At 47.7% G+C, this 15972-nt stretch carries 13 protein-coding genes; all 13 read left to right on the forward strand.

Annotation, left to right across the window (positions count from 1 at the left end):
• The first annotated feature begins 119 nt into the window (after window positions 1–119).
• The 13 genes from hemA to murG all read left to right on the forward strand — a co-directional run bounded on the left by hemA (window position 120) and on the right by murG (window position 15773).
• Window positions 120–1361 (forward strand): glutamyl-tRNA reductase, encoded by a 1242-nt coding sequence (gene hemA / locus LPY66_RS06385; RefSeq protein ID WP_337987261.1) that lies wholly within the window; start codon window positions 120–122, stop codon window positions 1359–1361.
• A 118-nt stretch (window positions 1362–1479) separates the two neighbouring features.
• Complete coding sequence (locus LPY66_RS06390) at window positions 1480–1674, forward strand: DUF1858 domain-containing protein (RefSeq protein ID WP_337987262.1); 195 nt, start codon at window positions 1480–1482, stop codon at window positions 1672–1674.
• 299 nt (window positions 1675–1973) lie between these two features.
• Window positions 1974–3212 (forward strand): patatin-like phospholipase family protein, encoded by a 1239-nt coding sequence (locus LPY66_RS06395; protein WP_337987263.1) that lies wholly within the window; start codon window positions 1974–1976, stop codon window positions 3210–3212.
• Between the two features lie 435 nt (window positions 3213–3647).
• Window positions 3648–4079: a division/cell wall cluster transcriptional repressor MraZ gene (mraZ, locus tag LPY66_RS06400; RefSeq protein ID WP_337987264.1), complete on the forward strand. Its 432-nt coding sequence runs from the start codon at window positions 3648–3650 to the stop codon at window positions 4077–4079.
• A gap of 126 nt (window positions 4080–4205) precedes the next feature.
• Entirely contained in the window at window positions 4206–5147 is a 942-nt protein-coding gene (rsmH, locus tag LPY66_RS06405) for a 16S rRNA (cytosine(1402)-N(4))-methyltransferase RsmH (protein ID WP_337988037.1), read from the forward strand.
• 17 nt (window positions 5148–5164) lie between these two features.
• A complete protein-coding gene (locus LPY66_RS06410) occupies window positions 5165–5692 on the forward strand; it encodes a septum formation initiator family protein (RefSeq protein ID WP_337987265.1) in 528 nt (175 codons plus the stop codon).
• 42 nt (window positions 5693–5734) lie between these two features.
• Window positions 5735–7792 carry a stage V sporulation protein D gene (locus LPY66_RS06415; RefSeq protein ID WP_337987266.1) on the forward strand — a complete coding sequence of 686 codons (2058 nt, stop codon included), beginning with the start codon at window positions 5735–5737 and terminating at the stop codon, window positions 7790–7792.
• Window positions 7793–7895: 103 nt separating this feature from the next.
• The gene (locus tag LPY66_RS06420; protein ID WP_337987267.1) at window positions 7896–9383 is read left to right on the forward strand and encodes a UDP-N-acetylmuramoyl-L-alanyl-D-glutamate--2,6-diaminopimelate ligase; all 1488 of its coding nucleotides are present in this window, start codon (window positions 7896–7898) and stop codon (window positions 9381–9383) included.
• Window positions 9373–10809 (forward strand): UDP-N-acetylmuramoyl-tripeptide--D-alanyl-D-alanine ligase, encoded by a 1437-nt coding sequence (locus tag LPY66_RS06425; protein ID WP_337987268.1) that lies wholly within the window; start codon window positions 9373–9375, stop codon window positions 10807–10809. Before LPY66_RS06420 ends, LPY66_RS06425 begins: the two co-directional genes overlap by 11 nt.
• 32 nt (window positions 10810–10841) lie before the next feature.
• Window positions 10842–11849 carry a phospho-N-acetylmuramoyl-pentapeptide-transferase gene (mraY, locus tag LPY66_RS06430; RefSeq protein ID WP_337987269.1) on the forward strand — a complete coding sequence of 336 codons (1008 nt, stop codon included), beginning with the start codon at window positions 10842–10844 and terminating at the stop codon, window positions 11847–11849.
• A gap of 40 nt (window positions 11850–11889) precedes the next feature.
• Entirely contained in the window at window positions 11890–13254 is a 1365-nt protein-coding gene (gene murD / locus LPY66_RS06435; protein WP_337987270.1) for a UDP-N-acetylmuramoyl-L-alanine--D-glutamate ligase, read from the forward strand.
• Window positions 13255–13547: 293 nt separating this feature from the next.
• Window positions 13548–14663 (forward strand): putative lipid II flippase FtsW, encoded by a 1116-nt coding sequence (ftsW, locus tag LPY66_RS06440; protein WP_443112464.1) that lies wholly within the window; start codon window positions 13548–13550, stop codon window positions 14661–14663.
• Window positions 14664–15773, forward strand: coding sequence for an undecaprenyldiphospho-muramoylpentapeptide beta-N-acetylglucosaminyltransferase (gene murG, locus LPY66_RS06445; protein WP_337987271.1), 1110 nt, complete (start codon window positions 14664–14666; stop codon window positions 15771–15773).
• Window positions 15774–15972: the final 199 nt, after the last annotated feature.

The following is a 15972-nucleotide window of genomic DNA, read 5'->3' on the forward strand; positions in this document are numbered from 1 at the left end:
CAGCATCATAAGTTATGAAAGGATGGGCTCATTCATTTGAATGCAGCCCGTTTTTTGAGAATCGCTATTATCAATATGATACGAGATCGCTAAAGACCATAAGGAGTGGGGGGGTAGCTTTGTCTATCAGAATGATCGGTATCGATCATGAAAGGGCCTCATTAATAGAACGTGAGATTTTTGCCTTTACGCCTGTCCAGTCCAGGCAGGCAATGGAGACAGTTGTTAAAGACTATGGCGTGGAAGGCTGCGTGATTATATCAACCTGCAATCGTACGGAGTTATGGGTAAGTGAACGGAAAGAATCTCCTGTTGATTTAAAAAAAGTTCTGTTCAATATTAAGCATATCGTGAAAGAAGATTTGGAATGTGATAAACATCTTTTTGTAATTCGTGAAGGCCGGGAGGCTTATCGTCACCTTTTTATGACTGCCTGTGGATTAAAGTCTCAGATTTGGGGTGAAAGTCAGATCCTATCCCAAATCAAAAAAGCAATTGAAGAGGCAAGGAAAGCGAAATCAACAGACATCTATATTGAAAAGCTATTTCAAATGGCTATCACCGCAGCAAAGAAAGTCCAAACCCAGACCCGTTTGACGAAGATTGATGTATCAGTTGCCACAAAAGCGTTGGAGCAGATATTGGGATTCTTCCCGTCATTAGATAACAAACGTTGCCTGGTTATTGGAAACGGTGAAATGGGTAAAAACGTTGCTGAACAACTGGTATCCAACGGAGCCGAAGTATACATCACATTGCGGCATCGTAAACACGGGGCATACATTTTACCGCTAAACTGCATGAGCGTGGATTATGATAAGCGCTATCAAGAATTGACTGAAATGGATGTCATAGTCAGTGTGACTACAAGTCCGCACTATACGATAACAGCGGATTTATTAGCAAAATCATTATTAGCAAATTCAACGCCAAAGATTCTCATTGATCTTGCTGTCCCACGGGATATCGATCCGGCAGTGAAGGAATTGAATAATCTCAAACTGCTGGACATGGACACATTAGGCTTTGGTAAGGAAGAGTATAGAAATCAGAACGTATTAACAGACGTATATGAAATTATTGATGAGTATATTGGCAGATTTGTAGAATCAATCGAGATTCGTAATTACCTTCCGATCCTACAACAAATATCAAATTCCACGTCGGAGCGAATATGTCAAAATATGCAGGCAGATCTCGAGAGTCTTGCTATTAGTGAGGAAGAGAAACGCAGACTTGAAAACAGATTAATCCAGATTGTTGATAAAGCTGTGATATCCGTATTGTTTGGTCTTAAAGATAGTATTAATCGAAACCAATGGAATGAATGTTTTACAAATTTGGTTAAGATGGTTAGGTGATATCTCGCAGGGAAAAGAAAGATCAACAATCTCTATATAAATACTAGGAATTGATTGCTTCTTAATATCAAATGCTTTATAATACACTTGTACAACCTTTAGACAGGAGGATAATCACATGATTACCAAAGATATGGTCATTGGCCAGGTTCTAAAACAGCACCCTGAAACTGCTGAAGTATTTTATGCATTAGGCATGCATTGTCTGGGCTGTCCGTCTTCAACCATGGAGAGTGTGGAAGGTGCGGCGATGACTCATGGTAAGAACCCGGATGAATTGGTCTCGGAACTGAATAAAGTCATCGGACAATAAATAAATGATGTACCTGTTAAGCGATTTTTGGCTTAACAGGTTTTTTCAGCATAAGTCAAAATCGACATTGATGTCGATTTTGACTTTTTTGTCTAACGAAAACCACCTGCTATGCAGGTGGTTCAAGAGGGGACAACGGGGACGTAGCACTTGTCTCCTTTTGCAAAAGGAGACAAGTGCTACGTCCCCGTTGTCCCCCTGCCCGTTGTCCTCCTGCGTCCCCCTGTGCATTATCTAATATATGCAGTATAATTAATTTGGAATGGAAAAGTGTTTCGGTGATAGACAGGAGGGGTACAATGAACGGGCTTGCTTTAGAGGGCGGAGGCGCCAAAGGATCCTATCAAATCGGAGCATGCAAAGCGCTGCAGGAATTAGGCATAACCTATTCGGCAGTAACCGGGACCTCGATTGGCGCGCTGAACGGAGCAATGATTGTTCAAGGGGAGCTGAACAAAGCTTATGATCTCTGGTATGAGATGTCCCCTTCGAAAGTCTTTGACATTGAGGAAGGACGCTTAGAAGAACTCAAGAAGCTGGATATCACCCACGACGGGCTGTTTTATTTTATGAAGAAAGCGAAAGAAATTGCCTCCAGCAAAGGGTTGGATATCTCGTTTATTAAAAAGCTCTTGGCCGATATCGTTGATGAAGACAAGCTGCGAAAATCGGAGATGCTTTTCGGCATCGTGACGATATCCTTGACGGACATGAAACCCCTGGAGTTATTTGTGGATCAGATTGCGGATGGAAAAGTTGTGGAATACCTTCTGGCCAGTTCGAATCTGCCGGCTTTCAAACAAGAGAAAATCGACGGAAAACGCTATACGGACGGCGGTTTCTATGATAATTTGCCCTTGAATATGCTGGTGGAGAAAGGGTATAAGGATATTATTGCCATCCGGACCAACGCCTTAGGACGGCGGAGAAAAGTTACCGACAGCACGGTTGTCGTGGATTACATAGCCCCGGATGAGACACTTTGCAGTGTTCTGGATTTTACCAATGAGCCTGCCAGATATAACCTGAAATTAGGCTATTATGATGTTCTGAAACATTATCGCGGCTATAAAGGCCGAAAATATTATATAGAATCAACGAGGGACGAGGACTATTTTATTGACCTTATGCTCTCGCTGGGCGAAACGAAAATAATTCAGTTGGGAGCAACACTGGGTTTTACGGGTATCCCATACCGCAGGCTGCTCTATGAACACATCATCCCTAAAATCGCGGCCCTCCTCGACCTGAAAAAAGAAAACAGTTATGAAGAAGTGACTATTGCGCTTCTGGAATTTGTTGCACTGGAAAAGAAGCTGGAACGCTTCAAGGTCTATTCATTTCCTAAATTTCTTGATGCTGTAAGAGACTGCTGCTTTACGCAATCCTGTTTTGGTATCAGAGAGGAGCTTGCATTGCCGGCATTCGTCAAACAGAGCAGCGTCCTCCCCAGACCGCTGAAGGAACGTATCCTGCGCGAAGTGGCCTCCCAGCTCTTTAGTTCCCAAAATCGTTTAGTTGCGGAGCTGCCTTCATAATGGCTGCGACAGACTAGTACAACGTATTTGAAATAACTAGACATAAGAATATCTCAATCATTTACTTCAAATTAGGTCTGCGTGCCACAGTTCCGGCGACAAGCGGAGCATGGATTGCGTAGCGCGGCTCTTTGTGCCATGGATGGCACAAGAGCCGAAAGCGGAATGTGGCATGCAGACCAACCTCAGAAAAAAGCTTACGTGTTTGTTTGCCAAGTTATTTAGAATACACTGTACTAGTAGGCCTGGCTTAAGCAGCGTGTCGATGACACGCAATCATATGCAGATCGAACTGAAGTAAGAAAAAATAGGACTTTGCGCCTATTTTTTCTTACTTTTATTTTTTACAAGCAGGATTTTTCAAAAAAATAGAGAATAAGTGGGGTATTGTGGGTGAAAGTGGTAGCAAAGTAAGCCTGGGTGGGGTGAAGATCCATGTTCATGGGGGAATTCCTCCATACGATAGACAATAAAGGCCGGTTGATTATACCAGCAAAATTCCGGGAACTCCTTGGTAATACATCTTTTGTCACCAAGGGTCTGGATAATTGTCTGTTTCTTTACCCTGAACACGAATGGCAGTCCTTTGTCGAGAAGCTTCAGAAGCTCCCCGTTTCACAGCCCAAAGCCCGTGAATTTGTCCGTTTGTTTTTTTCCGGCGCTGTAGAGGGTGAATTCGACAAGCAAGGCAGGATTCTTGTACCGGCTAATTTGCGGGAATACGCCCTATTGGACAAGGATGTCATTGTCGTCGGTGTCATGAACCGAATTGAGATCTGGGATGCAGCCAAGTGGAAAGAATACAGCAAGGCAGCTGCTGACCATTATGATGAGGCGGCGGAATCCCTTGTTGATTTGGGGATCTAGTATCGTAAGCATACATACACGAACGTTAAGGCAGACATACTCTAAGTAGGAACGCTTGTTTGAAGCCCTGTACCCGCTGTCACGAGGTGCGATGCGCGCAGGGTGATGATGGAAAGGATGACCGACGTGGTGTTTGAACATAAAAGCGTCCTGCTCAACGAATCGATAGAGCTCGTGTTAACAGATCCCAACGGTCTTTATGTCGACTGTACCTTAGGCGGAGGCGGCCATTCCGAATGCCTTCTGAATAAATTAAGTCCGGTGGGCAGGCTGGTATGTTTTGATCAGGATGAAATAGCTATTGCTAATGCCCGAAAAAAGTTTGAAGATGATCCCAGGGTCACCGTATTTCGAAATAATTTTGCCGAGATGGAAGAGACCCTTCAGAATAATGGATTACTCCCTGTGGATGGGATCATGTATGATTTGGGAGTGTCTTCCCCGCAGCTCGATGAAGCGGAACGCGGATTCAGCTATATGCAGGACGCCGTCCTCGATATGCGGATGGATCGCCGGAGGTCGCTTACAGCGGAGGAAATCGTCAATACCTGGAGTGTCGAAGACATTGCGGGAATTATCCGGGACTACGGTGAAGAAAACTGGGCGGCACGGATCGCTAAATTCATCGGCGAAGCGCGTGTCACAGAACGCATTCGGACCACAGGACAGCTTGTGGAAATTATCAAAAGCGCAGTACCTGCTGCTGCCCGGCGGGAAGGACCGCATCCCGCAAAACGAACATTTCAGGCAATCCGGATGGCGGTGAACAAAGAACTTGAGGTACTGGAGGAAACGCTGGATCAGGCCTTACGCTGTTTAAAACCGGGCGGAAGGGTGGCCGTGATCACGTTTCATTCTCTGGAAGACCGGATTGTAAAGAATACGTTTCAAACGTGGCTGGGTAAATGTACATGTCCGCCGGGCCTGCCGGTTTGCCGCTGCGGTGCTGAACCCAAGGCTAAACTTGTAAATAAGAAACCGATCCTTCCGTCACAGGAAGAGGAAGATAATAATCCCAGATCACGAAGTGCAAAGCTGCGTGCCGCTGAGAAATTAAGGTCTAAATAGGAGGGGAAGAGAATACGATGATATCAGCACAAAGAAAACTGCAATTCAATGAATCCTTTGCCTACCAGGATGATGTTGAGTATCGCGTTCCGGTAAGGCAAAACGTAAAAAAAGCCGCCGCCCCATCTAAAAAGACCTCCCAGGCTCAGAAATACCGGGTGCTGGCCCTGGTGACCATTTTAGGAATCATCGGCATGTTTGGCCTGATTGGCGCAAAAACGGTACATATCACGGTTGTTAAAGCGGCAGAAATCAAAGCACTGGAAAAAGATCTGCAAACATTGGGTGTTGAAAATGATCTTCTTCAAGTCGAAGTCGATAAACTCAGTTCCGTATCGCGAATTGAAAAGGTCGCTTTAGCCATGGGAATGGAAAAACCGACAGGCACGATTTACATTGCCAGCAGTCTGATTCAACCAGAAAATACAGCTGAGGTGGATACAACTCAGAAGACGGCGGCTGCCCAGGTAGAAGGCGAGACAAAATCAGCATTTGGTAATATATTCAGTATTTTTTCCAGCTTTTTTGCCTCAACCCAGCGTTAACTGCGTCTCAGTTTGATCTACCTCTGTCAGGAGGTAGATTTTATGATTCAAAGCCTTAAAATGCGTAAACGCATCGTGTTGCTGTTTGCGTTGTGCAGTGTGTTCATTATCGTCTTGATTATTCGGTTAGGGTTTGTCCAATTACGCGACGGCCCTTTTCTTAAAAACCTGGCAGACGATCAGCATTACAGAGGTGTGCCGGTTGCAGCCAAGCGAGGTAACATCGAGGACAGTAACGGAAATATTCTGGGGATGAGTGTAAGCTCGCAAACGATCTACGCTATTCCGGCTGAAGTCCGCAAGTCAGGGCAGCAGGAAGAAATTGCCGCTAAATTGTCCGATATCCTCGATATGAAGAAGGAAACTGTTCTCACGAAAATAACGAAAAGAACCTCTATCGAATATGTCAGAAAAAAAGTATCTGCGCAGGATGCCGCTATCATTACGGAAGCAAACTTAGCGGGGATCGGGGTGGTCGAAGACAGTACCCGTTTTTATCCCAACGGTTCGTTAGCAGCGCATGTTATTGGATTTACGGGTGTAGACAGTCAAGGACTGGAAGGAATCGAATATTCCAGAGATGAGGAATTAACAGGCATATCCGGCAGTATTCTTACGGAATACGGTGCAAACGGCATCCAGATCCCTGACGCTCAGCATGAATTTCTGCAACCGGTGCAAGGGAATACGGTTCGGCTGACAATCGACAAGAATATTCAAGCCTTTGCTGAAAGAGAGTTAGCTAAGCTCATGGCAGGGCAGGGTGTCAATATGGCAGGCAAGATCCCCAAAAGTGCTTCAATCCTCGTGATGGAGCCTTCCAGCGGGAAAGTGCTGGCAATCGCTTCCGCGCCGACCTTTGATCCGAATAATTACCAGGCTTCCAGTATTTCTACCCGCCGGAACATTGCGATCCAAAACGGTTATGAACCCGGATCGACGTTTAAAATTATCACCCTGGCAGCGTCCATCGAAGAGAAAGTATTTAACCCCAAAGAAATGTTTACCGATCCGGGTTATGCCACCGTCCTCGGGAAAAAGATCCGCTGCTGGAAGTCAGGCGGACATGGGACTCAGACGATGGTCGAAGTGGTGGAGAACTCCTGCAATCCGGGATTCATTATGCTGGGTCAGCGTCTGGGTATGGATAAGTTCTATCATTATCTGACTGCGTTTGGGTTTGGACAGAAGACTGGGATCGAAATGTCAGGAGAAGCCAAAGGTATTCTGGCCAATAAAAAGAAAGCTACGGCTTTGGATTTGGCAACGATGTCCATTGGCCAAACCAACAACGTGACTCCAATCCAGCTGCTTACCGCCGTTTCGGCGGTGGCTAACGGCGGGACCCTTTTGGAGCCGCAGCTTGTTCAAGAAATTACCGGGCCCGACGGCAATGTCATCACCCCGTTCACCAAAAAAGTCGTGCGTCGCGTCGTGAGTGAAGATACCGCCAAACAGGCGCGTGAAGTCCTGGAATCCGTTGTCACCAATGGCACGGGTCGACGGACATTTCTGCCCGGTTACCGTGTCGCCGGGAAAACAGGCACAGCCCAAAAAGTCAGTAACGGCGGATATATTCAGGGCGAATATGTCGCTTCCTTTGTGGGCTTCGCACCGGCGAATGATCCTAAATTAGCAATTTTAGTGGTTATCGATGGGGTGCCTTTCTACGGTGGTGTTGTCGCCGCGCCGGTATTCGCCAACGTGATGCTGGACTCTTTGAAATATCTCGGTGTCAAGCCTGATCCCAATGCGCCGCTCACGCCGGGCGAACCGCTTTATGGCGTGGAATTCCCGCCTGTGAAGGAAGCCGCTGTAGTACCGTCCGTTTTAGGATTGACGCAGTCTGATGCGGAAACCACGTTGAAGAAAGACGGTTTCAAGGTGAAAGTCGAGGGGACGGGGACAACGGTGATCGATCAGATTCCGCACGGGGAAGCGTCAGTAGAAAAAGGATCGACGGTATTGCTGTATCTTGGATCTGAAGCAGGTAAGCCAACACTGGCGCCATGGCGGGAACTCTATGATCCGGATATCGAAGCCATCGCCGGCTTGGGCCAGCGTATTCCGATTAGTTCAAATTCTGAGTTATCGGAGTGACGGCAGTCTAAAGCCCGAGTGCTTTTGGTTATAATAGAGGGACTTAAGAAATTTAGGAAAAAAGGGATAAGTGTGGTAATATAGCTGAGGGAGAGTGAGACGGTTGAAGAAGCAGCAAAGAACAATAGCAGAGATCACAGCGGGAATAAACGGTGCGGAAGCCCTTGGCGATACAACGGCAATAATTAGTGGAATTACCCATGACTCGCGACGCGTAACCCGGGGAGATCTTTATGTTTGTATTCGTGGTTACAAGTCAGACGGGCATGATTTTGCCGGTGCTGCTGTTCAGGCGGGTGCTGCAGCACTGGTTGTTGAGGAATATCTGCCACTCGATATCCCACAAATAAAAGTAGCGGATACGCGCCACATGATGGGATATCTCGCTGCAGCAGTCTATGGCTATCCGGCATGCTGTCTGGAACTAGTCGGGGTGACCGGAACGAATGGTAAGACGACGGTCACACACCTGATTGAACGGATCGTCCAGCAATGCGGCAAGAAGACCGGCTTGATCGGTACCTTGGGCAGCCGGATCGGCGATAAGGAATATCCGGGAGAGCATACAACACCGGAATCAACAGAAATACAACAGCTCATGGCGGAAATGGTCTCCCAGAATGTTCAGCTGGCCGTGATGGAAGTATCCTCACATGCCCTGGATCTTGGCCGCGTCAACGGATGTCTGTTTAATGCCGGGATATTTACGAATCTGACCCAAGACCACTTGGATTATCATAAAGATATGGAAGAGTATTTAAAGGCGAAGTCCCTTTTATTTTCGGGTATGAATGGCGGTAAAAAAAATCAGCTGGCCGTACTCAACGCAGATGACACTGCTTGCGGCTTTCTGAAAGAACAGTCGAAGAAAGCAGGCTGTCGTATTGTCACGTATGGCATAGAACACAATGCCGATTATAAAGCAGGGAATATCCGTCTCTCCGATCGCGGGGTCGAATTTACGATGCATTATCGGCGGAAAGAGGCGGAGTTGTTTTACAGCACTCCGGGCAAATTCAGCGTTTACAACGTACTGGCGGCAGCAGCCTGGGCCCTGGAATCAGGGTATGATCCGGATAACGTGATCAAAGCTTTAGCCGGTATCCATGGGGTGCCGGGGCGTTTCGAAAGTATCCGCCAAGGACAGCCTTTTTTGGTTATTGTCGACTACGCCCACACACCGGACGGCTTGGAAAATGTTCTGCGCACGGCACGGGAAATTACATCAGGTAAACTGATCACCGTCTTTGGCTGCGGCGGAGATCGTGACCGCAAGAAACGACCGCTTATGGGTGAAGCAGCCAGCCGCTACAGTGATCATCTTGTTGTTACTTCGGATAATCCGAGGACGGAGGATCCAGCGAAAGTGATAGAAGATATCTTGCCGGGAATAAGCGGTGTGGATTATATTGTGATTCAGGACCGTCGAAGCGCAATCGGTGAAGCCAGTGCGATGGCTGAGCCGGGTGATACCGTTCTGATTGCAGGTAAAGGACATGAGGATTATCAGATCATCGGAACGGAAAAGATCCATTTTGATGACCGTGAAGAGGTTGAAGCAGCATTAAGGAGATTGGGATATGTGGACTAGTATGACGATTTCCCGGATTGTCGAAGGAGAACTTCACGGTTCGGAGACGGCAACCTTCAGGGGATGCGTGATCGATAGCAGAAAAGCGCAGAATGGAGAAATATTTATCGCCATTCAGGGCGAGAATACCGACGGCCATCGGTTTATCAGCAGAGCTTTTGAAGCAGGAGCTGCAATCGCGCTTGCCCAGACGGACAGACTGGAGGCTGTCGGCTTTCCAGACGTACCTCCGGACAAAGCCCTGATCGTCGTTCCGGATTCACTTCAGGCATTGCAGGAGTTGGCTAAAGCCTGGCGGCAGGAAATCGGTTCCTTCGTTGTCGGAATCACCGGCAGCTGCGGTAAAACAACGACAAAAGACATGGCAGCCGCGGTACTTGCGAAAAAATTCAGAGTCCACAAGAATTTGGAAAACCAGAATAACGAGATCGGTATGCCGATGACGATATTAAACGCACCGGAAGATACGGAAATAATGGTCCTGGAGATGGGGATGCGTCAGTTAGGGCAAATTGAAGCGCTTTGTGAGATTTGCTGCCCGTCAATCGGTGTGATCACCAATATTGGAACAACGCATTTGGAGTTTTTAGGCTCTCAAGAAAATATTGCCCAAGCAAAATGGGAATTGATCAACAGTCTGCCCACAGAGGGTATTGCGGTGCTCAATGCCGATGATCAATTCAGCATGATCCAAGCCACTGGGGCTTCAGTTAGGAAAGTTCTCTATGGAATCAACGAACACTATGCCCATGCTGATATACTCGGAACCCATATTTGCAGCATGGGGCCGCTTTCGACCCGATTTGAGGCGATAGCCGGTTCGGAAAGAACAGAGGTAACATTGCCTCTGCCAGGTGAACATCACGTCCTGGATGCACTGGCTGCACTAGCAGTGGGTATCCTCAAGGGCATATCCCTTGAGGAAGGGGCTAAAGCCCTGGCTGACTTCACCTTATCCAAGATGAGACTGGAAATCTTACATGGAGTTCATCGCAGTACGATTCTGAACGATGTTTATAACGCCAACCCGGATTCCATGAAAGCATCTCTCAAAGTACTTGCCGAACGCGGTGGAGCTAGAACAGTCGCCATCCTTGGTGAAATGTATGAACTGGGGGATGAATCCGTAGCCGGCCACCGCTCGGCTGGCCGTGCAGCAGCCGAACTGGGAATCAATGCGCTGGTCACAGCAGGGAAAATGGCGGAAGATATCGCTCAAGGGGCAGTCGATGCCGGCTTCCCCAAAACGGCCATCCGTGTCTGCTGTGATTGCCGTGAAGCAGCGGAATGCGCTAAAGAGATACTGGCTGATATGGGGGATGGCGCGTGGGTCCTGGTGAAAGGATCACGCGGCATGCACATGGAGAAGGTAAGCGAGGCGCTAACAATGAGCGCAATCCAAGAGCCGTTTGATACGCGTCAGTAAAATTATTATATTTAGGAAAGGATCATCGGAAAGTGACTGAAAAAATCTATCTGGCAGCGGGCATCGCCCTGCTGGTTAGCCTTATCGCCGGACCTTTTCTTATTCCGGTCCTGCGTACGTTAAAATTTGGACAGAGTATTCGGGAAGATGGGCCGAAGCGGCACTTGGCGAAAGCCGGGACACCGACAATTGGCGGACTTATATTTCTTATTGGAATTGCAGCAGGCGTTCTGATCATAGCGGAAAAGCCCTACTCACCGGGGCTCTTAACCATGCTCGGCATGTTGCTTGGATTTGGACTGATTGGTTTTCTTGATGATTTCTTAAAAGTTTTACGCAGACAGAACCTGGGGTTACGGGCATGGCAAAAGCTTGTTGGACAGATTTTCCTTGCTGTGATATTAGTCGGGATCGCAACGCTCCTTCTGAACAGAGGGACAGCCTTAGGTATCCCGTTTACGACATATACCTTGGATCTTGGCATATTCTATTATCCTGTCATAGTCATTGTCATCGTTTATTTTACGAATACAGTCAATCTGACCGATGGGCTGGATGGTTTGGCCGCAGGCTGCACGGTATTTTCTGCGGTCGGTTATGTGGTTATTGCCTATCTTGCCGCCCGAACCGGATTCTTAGGAGATATCCTGGTATCCTCCAGTGATCTGGCTGTTTTTGCAGCGGCTATTGTTGGCGGATGTGTTGGTTTCCTGCGTTTCAATATGCACCCGGCGCGTGTGTTTATGGGAGACTGCGGCTCACTGGCTTTGGGCGGCGGACTGTCCGCTTTGGCGGTGCTCAGCAAAAGTGAGTTCGTCCTTCTGATCATCGGTGCGGTCTATGTCGTGGAAGGACTGTCGGTTATGCTCCAGGTTGTCTCATTCAAAACCAGAGGGAAACGCATCTTTAGAATGGCTCCGCTTCACCATCATTTCGAGCTGGGCGGGTGGAGCGAAAAGAAGGTCGTCAGATTCTTTTGGACAGCCGCAGCACTGTGTATGGTCATTGGCATCGGCTCATTTTGGATGATGATCACCTGAGGTACTAGTAGGTACTAACCGTTGTGGAGGATTGAACAGTATGGAATTACACGGAAAACGCGTGCTTGTGGTCGGCGGCGGCAGAAGCGGATTGGCGGCAGCTCAAAAGCTGATGCAAAAAAATGCTGATGTCTATCTGACGGATATGCAGCCTTTGTCTAAATTAACGGGGGTTGAAGGATTAGGACTGGATAAGCAAAAGCTCATCTTGGAACAAGAGCCTGATTTGGATGTGATTCAACCTGATCTGCTGGTTCTATCGCCGGGAGTATCCCCATTGCTCCCATTCATCCGGCGGGCATCGACAATGAAAATCCCGATATGGAGCGAAGTTGAATTGGCCTTAAGGGATTCTCAGGCAACGATTATCGGTATTACAGGCAGTAACGGTAAAACGACAACAACGACACTCATCGGTGAGCTGGCCAGAAAGACAGGGCGACGGACGGTTGTCGCCGGCAATATCGGATTGGCTTTATGCGGGCAAGTGGAACATTTGGATCAGCATAGTATTATTGTCGCCGAATTATCCAGCTTTCAGCTGGAGTTGATCGATAAGATCCGGGTCAATATTGCCGTATTCTTGAATCTGACACCGGATCACCTGGACCGGCATGGTACGATTGAAGGCTATGCTGCGGCAAAAGCCCGGATCCTGGAAAACCAAACGGAAAATGACCTTGCTGTCTTAAACTGGGATGACCCTATTGTCAGAGAGTATGCGAAACAAGCTAATGGCCGCATAACCTTTATCAGTCTCAAAGAAGATCTGGCCGAAGGGATATGTTTACAAGGCAAGGATATTCTCTGGAAAAAAAACGGGATTGCCGTCAAGGTCATGGATACGCGTGAGCTGCTATTACGCGGTAACCACAACATTGAAAATGTGATGGCTGCCATCGGTGCCGCTCTTGAACTGGGTCTTTCGTTACCGGATATTAACCATGTCCTACGCCGTTTTCAGCCAGTGGCCCATCGGCAGGAAATTGTCGGCACATTCAATGGCATCCTTTATATTAATGATTCCAAAGGTACAAATCCGGATTCTTCGATAAAAGCACTGCAATCGTATGAGGAACCCGTCGTTTTGATAGCCGGGGGGAAAAATAAAGGGCTGGATATGACCGAATTCCTGGAAGAAGCCAAGAAAAGGATCAAAAGCCTTGTTCTGGTCGGTATGGCCGCACCGGAAATGGCTGAGATCGCCCGCCGCTTGGGAATCGAGAGAATCCTGATCAGCACAGGCTTTGAGGATGCTGTAGATAAGGCTATTAAGGAAGCCGTACCCGGCGATGTGGTCTTACTGTCACCGGCGTGTACCAGTTGGGACATGTTTAAAAACTTTGAAGAAAGAGGAGAACTGTTCAAACGCTTAGTGACCGACCATTATTCCGTTTATAACTGATTGATCGACAGAACGCATTCAATACTACTAAGTCTTACTAAATCTTCCTTGAATTCCTTATACTCATCAAATCAGGTCTGCGTGCCACAGTTCCGGCGACAAGCGGAGCACGGATGACAAAACATGCAAATTCAGGAAGGCGCTATCTGCCGAAAGCGGAATGTGGCATGCAGACCAACCCCAGATTGTGACGTATCTCATTAAGGATATTTAGAAATTTCTGTACTACTAAAAGATGCGAGAATCACATAGTTATATTCTGAACCCCGATTGATTATGGAGGAGGGAGCTATGTGATCCGAAAAATTCTGAAAGTTGATCCTGTCTTATTGGGAGTCATTCTTATACTGCTCTTGATCGGGATCGTCATGACGTATAGTTCAAGTGCGGTTAAAGGGTATCTGTATTATGAGGATCCGTATCATTATTTTAAAGCGGAATTGATGTGGGTCGCTTTGGGGCTAGCCGCGATGGCTTTTGCTCTGGCCATCGATATGCAGCTCCTCTATACATGGGCAAAACCGATCCTTATAGCCGCTTTGATTTTACTCATTTTGGTTAAAATACCTGGAATTGGCCGTACCGTTAACGGCGCAACGCGTTGGATCGGGGTGGGCCCGATGTCCATTCAGCCATCGGAGGTTATTAAGCTGGCCATGGTTTTGACAATGTCCCGATTTCTCTCATTGAATCCGAACAGGATCCTGTCTTTTCGTCAAGGAATTATCCCTTCATTGGGACTGCTGGGCGTTGTCTGTGCTTTGATTATGCTGCAGCCAGATTTAGGAACAACGTTAGTGATCGCGGCTACCGTCTTCTTTATGCTTCTGGCTGTAGGCGCGAGACTTGGACATATGGCCGGGCTTGGGCTGGCTGGGATCGCGATGGTTGCAGCGGCGATTGCCGCGGCGCCCTATCGCATGCGGCGTATCTTCGCTTTTCTTGATCCGTGGGCAGACCCGTCGGGAAAAGGATATCAGACCATCCAAGCACTTTTAGCATTGGGACCGGGAGGATTATTCGGACTGGGCTTAGGCCAAAGCAGACAAAAATTTCTCTATCTGCCGGAGAATCACACGGATTTTATTTTTGCGATGATTGGCGAAGAGCTTGGCTTTATCGGGGCATCCTTGGTCGTCCTGCTGTTCTTTCTGTTCATCTGGCGAGGGTTTCGAACGGCAATGCTGGCGCCGAATGCCTTCATGGGACTCATGGCTGTGGGGCTGACCTCTTTGATCGGAATCCAGGCAATGATTAACATGGGTGTCGTGTCCGGAGTTCTTCCCGTAACCGGAATCACCTTGCCTTTTATCAGCTACGGCGGGACATCCTTGTTGTTTACAATGATAGGTACGGGTCTTTTGTTAAATATATCAGCGGTGTCAAATCGATCGGAGGAGGTTTTTTAATTGCGGGTCATCGTGACTGGTGGTGGAACGGGTGGACATATTTATCCGGCCATGGCAATTGCTAAAGGCCTTTTGGACAAGGTCAATAATATGCAGGTTCTGTATATTGGGACCCGAAACGGAATGGAAGCAAAAATTGTTCCCGAAAACGGACTCGACTTCAGAGGGATATCCGGTCGAGGCTTGCCCCGAAAAGTAAGCATAGAAACCTTTAAGGCCGCAGGAACAACGCTGCGCGCTTTTGGAGAGACTAAGAATATCATGAAACAATTTAAACCCGATCTTGTTGTGGGGACTGGCGGTTACGTCTCAGGTCCAGTTGTCTTTACGGCGGCTTTTTTTGGTGTTCCAACCCTTTTGCATGAACAAAATGCCCTTCCGGGCATCACCAATAAACTACTTTCAAAAATGGTCAAGCGGGTGTTAGTGACATTCCCGGAGAGCGAAAAATACTTTGGGGTGAAAGAAAAATTGACCGTTGTCGGACTGCCGGTGCGGGAAGAAATCGGCACAATCACCCGCAAAGAAGGAGCACACGCCTTCGGTCTTGATTCCGCCAAACGAACGATCCTTGTGACCGGAGGAAGCAGGGGTGCGTTAAGCTTGAATAATGCCATGCTCGATATTTTGCCTGTTCTGGCCGAGCATCCCGAGATACAGCTTATTTGGGCGACAGGAGCAGGTAATTATGAGTCTGTTGTCACCGTGATGGAAGATAGAGGACTGAACCGGCAGACCGAATCCTGGCGGATTATGCCCTATATTAACACGATACCGCACGCACTGGCCGGTGCGGATCTTTGTGTTTGCCGGTCGGGAGCATCGACGCTGGCCGAACTGTCGGCAGCCGGGAGAGCAAGTATTTTAATTCCCTATCCCTATGCAGCGGAAAACCACCAGGAATATAATGCCAGAGCATTTGAAAATCATCAGGCATCTTATGTAATTCTGGATAAAGAATTAAGCGGCCCTGTCTTATGGAATACGATCCAAAATATTATTTTTGACCCCATCAAGACAGAAAGCATGGAGGCCAGAGCGAAGGAAATATTCAAACCGGGGGCACTTGACAGGATTGTTACGTTGTGTTTAGAAACAGCTTGGCGATAATCCTTCACATCATCCCCCTTACCGGCATAAGATAATGCGAAGGAGGGAGGGATCATGGCTGGGGATAAGGGTCGATAAGACATAAATTTCTAAACCATGTTACCGTGGGTGTGACATGACACCTGAACGACCCGGAGGAACATAATGGATTTTTCCACTTTAATTTTATTGTGAACAAGGGGGATGCATCTTTCCGGGA

The organism is Dehalobacter sp. DCM (assembly GCF_024972775.1).
Classification (GTDB): domain Bacteria; phylum Bacillota; class Desulfitobacteriia; order Desulfitobacteriales; family Syntrophobotulaceae; genus Dehalobacter.

What these genes read in the sequence shown, in the direction of transcription:
- LPY66_RS06395 (WP_337987263.1), top strand. Translation starts at nt 1,974, where the DNA reads ATGAACGGGCTTGCTTTAGAGGGCGGAGGCGCCAAAGGATCCTATCAA.
- LPY66_RS06415 (WP_337987266.1), top strand. Translation starts at nt 5,735, where the DNA reads ATGATTCAAAGCCTTAAAATGCGTAAACGCATCGTGTTGCTGTTTGCG.
- mraZ (WP_337987264.1), top strand. Translation starts at nt 3,648, where the DNA reads ATGTTCATGGGGGAATTCCTCCATACGATAGACAATAAAGGCCGGTTG.
- LPY66_RS06390 (WP_337987262.1), top strand. Translation starts at nt 1,480, where the DNA reads ATGATTACCAAAGATATGGTCATTGGCCAGGTTCTAAAACAGCACCCT.
- LPY66_RS06425 (WP_337987268.1), top strand. Translation starts at nt 9,373, where the DNA reads ATGTGGACTAGTATGACGATTTCCCGGATTGTCGAAGGAGAACTTCAC.
- LPY66_RS06410 (WP_337987265.1), top strand. Translation starts at nt 5,165, where the DNA reads ATGATATCAGCACAAAGAAAACTGCAATTCAATGAATCCTTTGCCTAC.
- murD (WP_337987270.1), top strand. Translation starts at nt 11,890, where the DNA reads ATGGAATTACACGGAAAACGCGTGCTTGTGGTCGGCGGCGGCAGAAGC.